15 protein-coding genes are annotated in these 12,136 nt (G+C 59.1%); 8 read left to right on the top strand and 7 right to left on the bottom strand.

The window, feature by feature from the left end:
- Positions 1-410 precede the first annotated feature (410 nt).
- The 3 genes from SO139_RS12425 to SO139_RS12415 all read right to left on the bottom strand — a co-directional run bounded on the left by SO139_RS12425 (position 411) and on the right by SO139_RS12415 (position 1,701).
- Positions 411-791 carry a thermonuclease family protein gene (locus SO139_RS12425; protein WP_498540132.1) on the bottom strand — a complete coding sequence of 127 codons (381 nt, stop codon included), beginning with the start codon at positions 789-791 and terminating at the stop codon, positions 411-413.
- Between the two features lie 12 nt (positions 792-803).
- On the bottom strand, positions 804-1,061 hold the full coding sequence (locus SO139_RS12420; RefSeq protein ID WP_498540131.1) for a hypothetical protein: 258 nt from the start codon (positions 1,059-1,061) through the stop codon (positions 804-806).
- A gap of 139 nt (positions 1,062-1,200) precedes the next feature.
- Positions 1,201-1,701, bottom strand: a complete 501-nt coding sequence (locus tag SO139_RS12415; protein ID WP_498540130.1) for a hypothetical protein — start codon at positions 1,699-1,701, stop codon at positions 1,201-1,203.
- Here SO139_RS12415 and SO139_RS12410 point away from each other — a divergent pair.
- Complete coding sequence (locus SO139_RS12410) at positions 1,658-3,148, top strand: hypothetical protein (RefSeq protein WP_498540129.1); 1,491 nt, start codon at positions 1,658-1,660, stop codon at positions 3,146-3,148. The genes SO139_RS12415 and SO139_RS12410 overlap by 44 nt on opposite strands.
- Positions 3,149-3,152: 4 nt before the next feature.
- Here the strand turns inward: SO139_RS12410 and SO139_RS12405 are convergent, their stop codons facing one another.
- Positions 3,153-3,755, bottom strand: coding sequence for a hypothetical protein (locus SO139_RS12405; protein WP_498540128.1), 603 nt, complete (start codon positions 3,753-3,755; stop codon positions 3,153-3,155).
- A 16-nt stretch (positions 3,756-3,771) separates the two neighbouring features.
- The gene (locus SO139_RS12400; protein WP_498540127.1) at positions 3,772-4,326 is read right to left on the bottom strand and encodes a hypothetical protein; all 555 of its coding nucleotides are present in this window, start codon (positions 4,324-4,326) and stop codon (positions 3,772-3,774) included.
- Positions 4,327-5,000: 674 nt separating this feature from the next.
- Between SO139_RS12400 and SO139_RS12395 the strand changes: the two genes are divergently transcribed.
- The 3 genes from SO139_RS12395 to SO139_RS12385 all read left to right on the top strand — a co-directional run bounded on the left by SO139_RS12395 (position 5,001) and on the right by SO139_RS12385 (position 7,576).
- Complete coding sequence (locus tag SO139_RS12395; protein ID WP_498540126.1) at positions 5,001-5,366, top strand: hypothetical protein; 366 nt, start codon at positions 5,001-5,003, stop codon at positions 5,364-5,366.
- A gap of 148 nt (positions 5,367-5,514) precedes the next feature.
- Positions 5,515-7,227, top strand: coding sequence for a ParB/RepB/Spo0J family partition protein (locus tag SO139_RS12390; protein WP_498540125.1), 1,713 nt, complete (start codon positions 5,515-5,517; stop codon positions 7,225-7,227).
- A 196-nt stretch (positions 7,228-7,423) separates the two neighbouring features.
- The gene (locus SO139_RS12385) at positions 7,424-7,576 is read left to right on the top strand and encodes a hypothetical protein (protein WP_498540124.1); all 153 of its coding nucleotides are present in this window, start codon (positions 7,424-7,426) and stop codon (positions 7,574-7,576) included.
- 235 nt (positions 7,577-7,811) lie between these two features.
- On the opposite strand, the gene SO139_RS12380 is transcribed toward SO139_RS12385, so the two are convergent.
- Both SO139_RS12380 and SO139_RS12375 read right to left on the bottom strand, forming a co-directional pair.
- Positions 7,812-8,108, bottom strand: a complete 297-nt coding sequence (locus SO139_RS12380; protein WP_498540123.1) for a hypothetical protein — start codon at positions 8,106-8,108, stop codon at positions 7,812-7,814.
- A complete protein-coding gene (locus SO139_RS12375) occupies positions 8,098-8,217 on the bottom strand; it encodes a hypothetical protein (protein ID WP_498540122.1) in 120 nt (39 codons plus the stop codon). The genes SO139_RS12380 and SO139_RS12375 overlap by 11 nt, the downstream gene beginning before the upstream one ends.
- Before the next feature lie 234 nt (positions 8,218-8,451).
- Between SO139_RS12375 and SO139_RS12370 the strand changes: the two genes are divergently transcribed.
- The 4 genes from SO139_RS12370 (at position 8,452) to SO139_RS12355 (ending at position 11,308) form a co-directional block, all read left to right on the top strand.
- Positions 8,452-8,904 carry a DUF2285 domain-containing protein gene (locus SO139_RS12370; protein ID WP_498540121.1) on the top strand — a complete coding sequence of 151 codons (453 nt, stop codon included), beginning with the start codon at positions 8,452-8,454 and terminating at the stop codon, positions 8,902-8,904.
- 203 nt (positions 8,905-9,107) lie between these two features.
- On the top strand, positions 9,108-9,326 hold the full coding sequence (locus tag SO139_RS12365) for a helix-turn-helix domain-containing protein (RefSeq protein WP_498540120.1): 219 nt from the start codon (positions 9,108-9,110) through the stop codon (positions 9,324-9,326).
- A 67-nt stretch (positions 9,327-9,393) separates the two neighbouring features.
- Positions 9,394-9,855 (top strand): S26 family signal peptidase, encoded by a 462-nt coding sequence (locus SO139_RS12360; RefSeq protein WP_498540145.1) that lies wholly within the window; start codon positions 9,394-9,396, stop codon positions 9,853-9,855.
- Between the two features lie 436 nt (positions 9,856-10,291).
- Positions 10,292-11,308, top strand: a complete 1,017-nt coding sequence (locus SO139_RS12355; RefSeq protein WP_498540119.1) for a class I SAM-dependent methyltransferase — start codon at positions 10,292-10,294, stop codon at positions 11,306-11,308.
- Positions 11,309-12,136 lie beyond the last annotated feature (828 nt).

Below are 12,136 nucleotides of genomic sequence, written 5' to 3'. Positions count from 1 at the left end.
AGCCCTGGTGCGCCCACCAAAATCAATGCCTTAGCCCGGCGCTGCGGGTCGTCCAATGATGGATTGGAGCGAGAGCTCAGGTTTTTCAAGCGGTTAGAGGGCGGCGTGTGCACGACGTGTGCACCGGGAGATCAAGAAAAATCTATCGTCGGCAAGCGTGGGTGGTCGCGTTTTCGGAGTGATGCGAATGTGTAGGCAGGGCAGGGTACTTGCGCGCGAGGCTCATGGCCGCCCCAGTCCTTGCTCATCATCGAAAAGGCGTCTTGTCCGAGCACTCCGACGGCCGCTCACCGGCTCGGGTACAGGCGCGGTACCGCCACGGCTCGACGAAGCTTCCAGCCCATACGCCGGCCCTCGCTCCCTCAGGCCCGACGCTGGGCATCGGCATACTGGCCTGAAGAATATTGCGGCTAGTCGAGCGCATGCCCGTTTGAGACCATCCAATGCGCGATATCCGGTCCCGGGTCGCCGATCTTACACACTGCGACTATGCGATCGTAGTGGTCTCGATCCTTTGGTGCGCAGATAACAGGGCGCTGAATCGCAAAGAACAGGCCAGCCAAGGCGGCGGCGGCCTTTTGACCGCACCGATAAAGCTCGCGGTCGTCCCCGCGGCAAAGCTGATCGCTCTCTGGTGCGTCGATGCCCCACAATCGAATCCTTGTGCCGTGAATCTCGATCGTGTCGCCATCGATCAGGCTGGCTCGGCCAACGATGTTTTCCTCGGCCGCCAGCGCGCCGGGGAGAATAAGCGTCGCTAATGTAATCAAGTTCGCCAGCAATCTGGTCATTGTGCAGACTTCTTAGGTCCCGATGCTTGAGGACTGGGCGTGTAGGACGGTCCGGTCTCCGGTCAGCTGTTCAACATAATCGTCGATCGCGCTCCGCAGCTTCTCGGCGTCGGCGCCCTGGGCCCTCCGCCCGGAAATGAGATAGCGCCGTAGCCGATCGAGTTCGCCAAGGTCCGCGGCGATATCCGCGGCCCGCGCTTCCTCGTCGCGTTGGCGTTTTCGCTCCTCGTGATAGGCCTTCGCGGCCGCTCGGTTCTCTGCCTTGGTCATGGCGCTATCGAAGCACGGCGCCAGCAACTGTCAAATTCTCAACCCCTTGGGTCGCTAAACCCCATCAATGCGCAGCGGGTAGGGGATGTGGATAGCGCCCGTCTCCAACTGAGCGTCGATTCGCCGTCGGCGAGGCTGGCTATCCCGGTCCTTGACCTGCCACGGGGCATCGGTCCATCGTTAGCGGACCGAAGTTGGTTTCGACGATGATTTGATTTGGACCATTTCTTCTAGCGACAATAGAATCCCCATAGGGGAGCGGCGGAAAGAAAAGCGGCTTAGCTTCGATCACGTCGTTCGAGATTTCAAAGGCTCTTATCAAGAAGTGTTGGCCACTGATCGGGTCATATATTTGTGCAACGTTAGTTCTGTTCGTAGCGGCCATCGCCACTTCGAATGAAAGCTGACCGCATTCAAATGGACCGTAGGGACGCCAGCTGCCGATCAACCAATTGCCGCCTTCTGCCGTCCGAATTTGGCTTCCGTTTGGTTCTTTAAAGAGTCCAGATTGTGCATCGAGCCGATTTGCGAACGATGGAAGAGATGCGACTGCCAATGAACAGCCTATGATCAGATGTCGAAGGATTCGGTGGAACATGTCCAAATTACTTATCTGCTTAAAGATCGTTTGCCTTTTCATTTTTTGCCTTCCTGCATCGAACGTCAACGGTCAAAATAGGCAACCCGTCGGGGTCTGGTCCGACATAAAAATTGCGCCGCAGCTGAACACGCTCGAGTTATTCCGCGGTCTGATCCGTCAGGCCAAGTTCTTCGAGGCTTGGAACAGCTCGCCGCAAGATGGTCTGGGTCACTATATCCGTGCGGCGATAGCTTTGGATCCGGGCTGCAAGCCCGGCAATCCGATCGCCGCATACAGAGCGATCGCTTCCCTGGATCGAGAAATAGCAGATCCAAGCAGAGTTTCCTCCCTCGTGCCAGAGTCCGCCCGACAGCAGCTGGCGCTGTTGTCGGGAGAGGATGTTGCCGCGCTGAAACGGAGCCTCAAAGAGTCCATTGCCGGGAATCTTGATTCCACCGAGCTGCAGATCGTTGAATGGTCCGTTGACGGCTCACGTCAATTCGACCCTTATCCTTGCTACACAAGCGATCCGCCGCCGTCAGGAACGATCGTTAATATCCCCAACCGCATAAGGATCGATGCTGCGCTCGATCCCTACGTATGCTTCGACGCGAGTCGGCGCTTCCAGGAAGAGCAATCCTCGCCGCCTCGTTCTATTCGGCAGCGGCCGGACACATTCTTTCGGCGCGCGCGCTTGATACGTGTTTCGTTTCCAGGAATGCCTGACTCGTTGAAAGAGAAGCTGGTTCGTTTCGTTGTGACGAGCATGAGGCTCTGGTATCTCGCCTGCTCCAACTGCACGCCAGATAGCGCGGCCATTCTTGCGGTCGATGACCAAATTTGGATAATGGACAACTTCGTGCTGGCTCTCAGAGCCGCAACTAACCTCTTACAAAATCCGAACGCGATACCCAAAATGGGCGATCCAGTCGGTACAACGCTAAATGAGCTCTTGCCGACGAAACGTTTTGGAGAGTTTTTTGGGCGTCAGAGCCGCGATGGCCGAATTGCCAGCGACTACATAGCGATTGGCAAAGACGATCCAGCTCTTGTTCGACTCTGCAGTGCGGGCGCTGAAACTGTTGATGCGCGCCTGAAGGGCCTGCGCGAGGCGTTGTGCACTCCCGATGCTACCGCGGGTTCATACGAGATTACACTGTCCGAGGACGGCAAGATGTCGTGCATAGGGAATCGAGTGATCGCATGCGGGCTGTTTGGAAAAAGCGTTGAAATCAACTCAAGTGAATTCAAGTTCTTGAACGTCGGCCAGAAGGAAGTCGTCTTTGGAAGCGGACGAACCGAACTCGATCTACTGAAGGTAATGTTGCACGAAACCGGCCATTGGATCGGTTTCGAGCACACAGTCGCCGTGCGGCATGGCGATCTTATGTCGGCGACCTATACACCGAACATGTGCCTAAGCGATCGAAACGTGCGCGACATGGAAACGATATCATACGACCCGAGTAAGAAGGGGGTTCCTTCGGCGCTTCTATATGGGGAATGACTGTCTAGGGGCACGTCATGGTGTCGGATTGGCCTGCGCCAATGCTGAGGACCTTTTCGCACAGTGCACCATTCACTGTCAGCTTAAAGCTGTACTGGCCCGTGGCAGCCACAAACTTCGTTGCATTTGCTATTTGCTTCTCGACGCCGCCGTCCATCGATCTGACAAATACTGATGTTGTTCCTGAAGGAAAATTAACAATGCCCACTCTATTGACTTGAGCTATGCTGATCGGATTCCGGCCCAATTCAGACGAGATCAGCGCTTCGAACGACGTTACTGTGTCGTAGCTCATTTCGTCATTGAGAAAATGAGCGAGAGCTCTCTTCGAGGCCGCTCTCGTCGTCTCGCTGGAGATGCCTAAGGTACTAATTGTTCGGTACTCCGCTTGTAAGTCCAGAGCAATGAGAATGGCTCGCGCTTCCTCGTCAATGGCTGCGTGGTTATGGTCACTCCATTCCGTAACCACGGCCTGCAAATCGTTTGCCGGCCAAGCGGAGTTTATGTAGGCGCTACTTGCAGTATCTTCCGAAGAGATAGCCTGCGCACCGTGAGGGAGCGCCTCGCCGAGAGCAAAACCAGGCTGGAAGCTCAGGAGCGCTATCACTACGACGTGCCCGCACCTAGTCATGAATGCTATCATCCTGCAGAGGTGATTCTGGTGTTTCGACGGGCGCGACGTCGAATGACATTAGCAAAATTGAAATCAGCAGGGCGACAAATGCGATCAGCGTTGGATAGTAGATCCATTCCACTAGATTGTTGTATGCGCGCGAGCCGATGAAGGCAATTTTATCAACGAAACGAACCGACAAGACGTGAGATAAGACGAAGCAGTAGTGCAGGGTCGTAACCAACGACAGGGCCGCGACGAGGTGCAGCGCTCTTTGAACGGCATAGAGCATCGGTGAATTGGCATATTGCGGCGTCTTGATCGCGGCGAAAACGAGCCCGCCGAATAACGCAATAGCGGTTGTGGTGGACAGCGTGAGGATCTGTTTCACCATGTCGATGGCGTCTTGAAATTTGATATCCCCGCACGAAGAGCAGATCTGATCGTCGGCGACGACCCGAAAATCGCTGTAGACCTGCTGCGAGATAATTACCAGTACAACGAGCAAGCACAGGCCGATAAACGATAGCGCGCCGTTAATGGTGGCTCGCGAACGCATGTTCATCAATCTATTCCAATCCAATATTGGCCGGTCGCATGCGGGACCCGCTGCGGAGCATTGTTGATCGACCTGCGCGCCGCCTCCCTACGGAGGGGGCTTAGTAGGATACTGGTGCGGAGCCCGTGCTTGAAGCTGCGCCAATCATCTGCTGCAGGACTTCTGACCCAGGCTGCCGCGGTCGTCATATGACACTAGTTTGCTCGTGTAGCGAGAATAGCTTGTTTGACATGTTGTCATGGCCACTCCCAGTCCACCCGATCGGCGAGGAGGTCGATCAATTGAAATAAGGGGCGGTCTCAAATTGCAATCATGTACCAACAGGCCGCTTTCACGCAATACGCCCAGATCGCAGATTCGCGGGCCCATTCGCGTCGCCTTCCACACATCCCACCCCTTACGGTCAATCTGGCGCCACTTCCCAACAAGTGAGCCGGGCAAATCCCGACGATGGCCGTGGAAGAGCCAGCGCCGGTCAAATAGCAATTCTCGCGTAAATCGTCGCAACCGAGTTGGGCGACCTTTCATTGCTTTATCGTCCGCTTGGGGGCGTTGCTGTCGTTTGGCTGTGATTTCCCCGGTGCAACATCGCTATTCCAAATCCTCATTTCATGCGGTCAGGCGAAGATTCTTTATTGCTCGCGCCCTAGGCCGCCCATTGCCCCACGGAGCGAAATCACATGAGCAGAAAGCCGGCGACGCGCGCGCCCAAGGGCGTGATGCCGATCCAGACAGCCCGTCCCGACGGGAGCAAGACCATATTCCCGCCGCGACGGGATTACGCGTCGCTTTCCCTCAAGGATCTGCTGGATGCTCGTGAAGCCTCCCACGTCTATTTGTCGCAGCTCGACAACGTCATCGCGACAGCCATCGGTCGATACTGCATCCATCAGGACGACTGGTACGCACAGAACCGCCAGCAAAGCGAGCAAGGCCGCCGATTTCCTGCTCGCGTTCGGGGGCGACATTTCCGTCGCCGAGCACGAACACGAGGCCGCTCTCTCGGCCCGATGACCAGCGCATGCCAAAGCGCACCGGCGAGATGAGGGCCGCAGGTTAGCTGCGGTCAACGTCCTCTGCCGCGTCCGCTGCCAGTGGCTCGCAGGCCGCACCCGACGCCTCTCGACATCGGGCTCTCGACGAGGCCCCCACGCAACCAGCCGAGCCCGTCTCTGCAAACGAAAGGAAACCAAAATGGAACTGCGCAACATCGCCCTGAGCGATCTCAAGATCGCAAGCGTCAACGTCCGTCACAGCCGGAAAGCCCCCGACGTCTCCGATATCCTGCCGTCGATCCGCGCCCGCGGCGTCCTCCAGCCCTTGCTGGTCCGGCCTCACGGCGAGACGTTCGAAATCGTCGCGGGCCGGCGCCGCTACTTTGCCGCAAGTAAGGTCGCTGAAGAGCAGGGTGTCGCGACCTGCGAGGTCTTGCTGCCCTGCGCGGTTGCCGTTGGCGACAGCGATGCGGACGCCATGGAAGCATCCCTGATCGAGAACGTGGCGCGCGCCGGCATGGATGAACTTGAGGAATACGAGGCCTTCGCCAAGCTCCTCAAACAGGGGCGCAGCGTCGCCGAGATCGCGCGGACGTTCGGTCAGACCGAACGCTATGTCAAACAGCGCCTTGCGCTCGCTTCGCTCCACAGCGCTATCAAGGACGCCTACCGCGATGGCGAGATCGAAGCCGAGGAGCTGCAACTGCTTGCCTCCGCCACGCGCCGCCAGCAGAAGGACTGGGTCACAGCATTGGCGGCCGAGAAGGACCCGGCAAGCGACGAAGGTGCCCCACGAGGCCGTGATCTCAGGCAATGGCTGTTCGGCACCGACCAGATCGCAACCAGCGTGGCGAGGTTTCCACTCGATGCTTACAAGGGCGATATGATCGCCGACCTCTTCGGCGACGTCAGCTACTTCGCCGATGCCGACGCCTTCTGGGCCTTGCAGAATGCAGCTATAGCTAGTCTGCGGGATCAGCTAGCGGGACAAGGGTGGACGGTCACCGCGCTCGACAAGGGAACGCGCTTCCCGGCATGGCAATATGACGAGGCCGAGCTGGAAGAGGGCGGTGAGGCCTTCATCGAAGTCCGAGCCAATGGCGAGGTCGAGGTCCATCAAGGCTACCGGGCCTACGAGAACGCGCACACCGCCGATGAAGATCGCCGGGGAGGAGATGGCGAGCGTGGCACGTCCACCGCAAAGGCCGAGCTGACCAAGGCCGCCGAGAACTATCTGGCACTGCACCGGCATGCCATCGTCCGCGCCGAGTTGCTTGCTCATCCGGCCATCGCGCTGCGCCTTGCTGCCTCCCACATGATCGCCGGCTCTCCGCTCTGGAGCGTCAAGCCCGATCCGCAGCGCGCCGACAAGGAGACGACCGCGGAAAGCCTTGCCGGCAGCCCCGCGCAGGCCGCGCTCACGACCGAGCGCGACGCGGTGCTCGACCTGCTCCAGATCGAAAAGAGCTATTACGGCACCCTCACACGGGGCAATGGCGATGCCCATACAGGGGCAAGCCTGTTCGCCCGGCTGCTGGCGCTGCCCGACGATGCAGTGCTCAGGGTCATCGGGCTCGCGATGGCTGAAACGCTTGCCGCTGGATCGGCGCTGACCGAGGCGGCGGGTCTCGTCATCAAGCCCGACGTCGCACGGTGGTGGACGCTGGACGACGCCTTCCTCGATCTCCTGAGGGACCGCACCGCAATCAACGCGCTGCTGTCCGAAACTAGCTGGCCAATCGATCGCCGATGCCAACGTCTCGGAGACAGGCAAGGTGCAGAAGAAGATCATCCACGACTGCCTAAGCGGCGAGGGAAGAGAGCGCGTGGAGGGCTTTGTGCCGCGCTACATGGCGTTTCCGCCAAGCCACTACGACCCCAACAAGGCCTTCGAAATCGCCCGCACGGCTGAGAGTATTAACGCTTTGTTTACCTGAGGCTAGAGGTCTCGATTCGGGCGCGAAGGCTTGCCTCGCGCCCCCGCTTTGCGCGTGCCGAGTCGCTCCGGAGTCAATCTGGGGGCCTGCAAATATAGCCGGACGGCGCAGCGGCGACTCATCCTATAGCTCGACTCCAAGCCAATGTTGCCCCGCATCATGGAGCCGACGATGGTAAGCCCGTTCAGGGAATTTCCCGAGCCGCATTCGGTGAAGCTCAGACGCATCTGCCTCGCCCAGGCGGCTGTGTGCCTGTCGACCCTGACGTCCACCGCGGTGCTCCTGACACGGCTCGTGCCGAGTGTGGTAGGCGCGCTTAATTGATCAATTGAAACTTCCCGGGCCCTCCGGGTTCGCAGACCCGCATCGGACCTGTCAGCATTCCCCCTAGGCCTGACGGCAAAATGAAAAGCCGGACCGTGTTGCACGAAGCGGCGCTTCCGATCCGGCTTAGCCATTAGCGCGACCCGTTCCCGCCAACGTGGCTCAATCGACCTCGCGCAGAGTCAAAGGCGCGGTAGAGATATCCAGGCAGGAACGAGGCTGGTCAGCGAGAGACCTACTTCTTTTTCTTCTTGGCTTTTTTCGCCGTGGTCTTCTTCGCTGCCTTCTTCGCCTTCTTGGCCATGAGCCCTCCGTCAATGTTTGGAAAGATGAACCAATCAATTGCGCGGGCCTTCAGAATCGGCACGCGCAAGAAAAAGTGTAACACCAAATTGCAAGATTGACATTCGGGACGTTCAACGCCCGCGTTCGATCGTTCGAGTCTCTTCTCGTCTTGGCGAACGCCTAGCCGGGCAAGAGAACGGCCACCCGCAAGTGGCGCTTGCGAGGGGCGGTCGACATCAGTTGGCAAGCTTCCAGATCAGAGCGAACACGCTGTCGTCGTCCTGGCCGGCGGCGCGGCCGAGATTAGCGTAGAGCTTGCGCGGACTGAACTCTGGCGCCGCCAGCGACAGGCTCACATACTCCTCTGCCGCTGCTCTCGCCGCTTGAATCCAGCTTCCAGCCGATCTTGAAACTCCGGATAAAGACGCGGAAGTCGGGATGAGTCCTGGCATTCTCGCCCCGATCGATCCGACAATCTCTGGCCAAGATCGAGACAGTCTTGAGCTGGCCCTTGGAGCTGTTGTCGCATCTTCTGTCGGCCGATCGGCCGGGTCTTGTCCTCTTTTGTTGTTAGCGGGTCCGATCCCCTCATGCGTGGCGAGAGAGACCTATGGGAAGCGCTCCGCCTGCTAAACCATCGCCGCCGGCTTTTTTCCCCGCCGGACAAGTCCGGCTCCTCGCGGCCGCTTCGCTCCAAAAAAGCCGTCAGCTCAGGTGCTCCGCATGCGCTCCGCCCCGCACTCGGTGATATCGCAAATCATGCCGAACTCCTCAATCGCCTTCGGCGCCTCACCGAACCCGCGCCCCAGCTTGGACAGATTCTAATGTGCGCAAGCAACGAGCGTCTGCAGCAGGCACTGACAGCGCTCGATGAAAGCCTGATGGGAAAAACCTATCGCCAGATCGCGATCAGTCTCTTCGGCGAGAGCAAGGTTGCAGAAGAGTGGCAGGGGCCGAGTCAGTTTCTAAAGGACCGCGTGCGACGGCTTGTCGCAAAGGGCAATGAATTGATGAAAGGCGGCTATCTGAGCCTCCTCGGCTAGAACAATCTTCCGTCCAACCGGCCGCCTGAGAAAATGCTGTCCTAATCGCGGCGGCCGATCGTGCCGTCCTTGCTTGACGAGCTTGGCTCGCGTGGGATGGCGGAGCGAGCCACACAGCCTTCGCCACTTCCCAAACCTCACCTGATCTGACGACGCTTCTTCTTGCACCTTTCGGTTGTACGGGGTGCGGGAAGGGAAGTTGGATGACAAAGAGTGATGACAGGGAACCGGACAAGCCGTTCCTCAACACCGTGGAAGCGGCCGCCTGGCTGCGGCTCACCAAGAATACGCTTGAGAAGATGCGGGTCCAGGGCAGGGGCCCTGAATACCGCAAGCATGGGCGTGACGTCCGCTACCACATCGAAGACCTTGTCGAATGGTCGAAGGCCAACAAGAGGAGATCGACCTCCGATGCGGATTGATCGTACAAAGCTGTGGCGCCAGGCCACAACGCTCTCGGCCATGTGCGGGAGCGTCATCTTGCTTCTGATGTCCTCGGCGCCAGCGGTGCCGCTCCTCATCTACAATGCCTCGGGCAGTGCGCGGCTAGGCTTCTACTATCTGGATCAGCGGCTGCCCGAACGCGGCGAACTCGCTGTCTACAAGCCGACCGCCGCGGTGGAGCTGTTGATTTTGGCTCACCAGATCCTGCCGACGCCAGTGCCGCTTCTGAAGCGGGTCGAAGCCGCCGGCGGCGACAAAGTCTGTCGCATCAAGGAGCCGATCGATGCCATTTCCATTAACGGCAAGGTCGTTGCCGAGGTGCTGAACAAAGACAGAAGAGGCGCGCCGTTGCCGTCCTGGGAGGGCTGTATGCGGCTGGTCGAGGGGGAATATTTCCTGCTGCAGCCGCATCCGAGTTCCTTCGACTCCCGCTACTTCGGGCCCGTTCTTCGCTGCGATATTCTGGGCGTGGCGCAGCCGCTCTGGACCTGGAATCCGGATATGTGAACGGTCGGCAGCGACGGCCGCGCGTCTGAAGCAAGGCGCGCGGCCGTCGTGCTTTTTTTTTCGCATCGAGCCGTGACCTCCTCACCGCGCGCGACGCCAGCGGGCGAGGTCTTCCATGACTGTGTCTGACGGAACCTCCACGACGACTTCGTGGGATCATGCCGTCTATGATCAGAAGATTTGAACTCGCGGGAGCGCGTCCAGTCGATGGAATGCGAGAAGCGCGTTTCTCTTCAGCGGGGGACTTGAGGGGCGCTGCCCCTGCACCCCCTGCAAGACCTTCTTTCGTCCTCCGGTGCAGCAAGTCGGTCGCACGTCGCAGCTCACGCTGGCTCGGTGCAACCGCGTTGCGCACCATCGGATTCGCGCCGCTAACGCTGGCGCCGAAACAAGCTCTTGCCCCCCGAAACCCCGGTCTCGCCGACGGGCAGGCGGCATGGCGAAGGCCATGCGCGCCGCGCCGATCATCAAACGCCCATTCGAGGACGAGAAGCGAGACATCACGATGGCAAAACTCACGAAGGCTGAAGCCAAGGCACATGCTGAGGCCGTTGAACTGCTCAAGAAAGACGTCCTCACCTATGATGAGCGTGCGTTCGTGCTCGATAACTGGCACGAAGGGGCAAGCCACATCAATGGGGCGGCGGGCGCGTTCTTTACCCCTAGCGGACTTGCCGGAGACTTCGCAATCGATGCTTTTGGCGGCCGGACTGTCGACCTTTGCGCGGGTATTGGTGCACTCGCGTTCTATGTCTATTGGAGGGCACACTACGCGCGTGGTCGCGACGAACCACAAAAAGAGATCGTCTGTATCGAGCGTAATCCTGCCTATGTCGAGGTCGGTCGCAAGGTGCTGCCGGAAGCCAAATGGATTTGCGCCGACGTCTTCGATCTGGACTTGCGGAGCTTGGGGCATTTCGGTTGCGCGATCGCAAATCCCCCGTTCGGAGCTACTGCCAGGAGCGCAGGCGGACCGCGTTACACCGGGCGCTCGTTTGAATTTCACCTGATCGATATCGCGTCCGACATCGCGGATTATGGGACGTTCATCATCCCCCAGACGTCAGCGCCGTTCCAATATAGCGGTGTCCAGTGCTACCGCGAACGCAAGAGCGCAGACTATCTGAAGTTCGCCGAGCAGACCGGAATTCACCTTGAAGCGGGCTGCGGCGTAGACTGCGCCTACTATCGTGACGCGTGGAAGGGCATCGCGCCCAATGTCGAAATCGTCTGCGCCAACTTCGAAGACATGCCTCGTAACAAGCTTCGAATGCCATCCGATCCAGAGGCCGAATTGCGCACTTTGTGGAGCGAGAAGGGTGTTCCAATCGAGCGGCAAGACGCGATAATTGCCGAGGTCGAGGCCAAAGCGTTGGCTGGAATTCGGTTCGACGAACGCCCTATCCAGCCAGATTTTTTCACTGAGTTTGGGCCTTACGCTCCCAAGCGCTAACGGTCGCCCCGGCGAATTCGGCTGCGTCGCCGCCATCTGAGCGAGACAGGACGACGTCCTGTCTCGCTCAGTCTGCGTTCGGGCGCGTTAGATTTTCACGCGTTGTTGCGAAGGTCGGTCGAGAGAGGCGGATGACCTCAGTCACGCCCTCAGTCCCGATCCACTTCTGAGCCAATAGGTAGAGCCACGCGTGCGAGGGCTGTACGTGACGCCGGATCTTGGTGAGCCTGACGCTCTCGGGTCAAGTATATAGTTGCAACCGGCCGACCTGGCGTGCTCCCATTTTGCACGGTGAGCGGCTTTTTGCGCCTTGGCTTTCGCGATCATTGCTTCGGCCCGCCCTATCGCGGCACGGAGTTCCTCGCTCTTCCAAGAATCAACCGAATGGCCGTCGTCGAACGACTCATCGGTCGCGTCCTGCGCACGCGAGAGCAACTCACCGAGCGCGGCGAGAGCTTCCGCAAGCAGCTCGGTATCCGCTTCGTTTTGGGAAGACTGGGTCACCAATTTAGCTCCGTCGCGTCGCGGTTATAGACTAGGCCATATCGATACAATAGACGACTGTTGTCGCTGCTGCTTGTCCAATCTTGAGCCTTTCAAGAGGGGCCGGATTACGCTGTCACTCCGGAGTGGCGAGGGGCCGTAGTCGACGTAAGCGTCCGGCGGCTGTACATCGGGAAGCTCGTGACATCGGTCGTCAGTTTCCAGGTTCGCGGGCGCCTCGTGACGGACATTCGGCTGGTATTTCGAACCGCTGCAACGCGATCATGACGCTAAGACTTTCGGCTTTGCTACAGAAGGACTCTCGTTCGCGCGGCAAGGTGGAGG

It is taken from the genome of Bradyrhizobium sp. UFLA05-89, from assembly GCF_059803475.1.
This window is presented reverse-complemented; position numbering and strand designations above follow the sequence as displayed.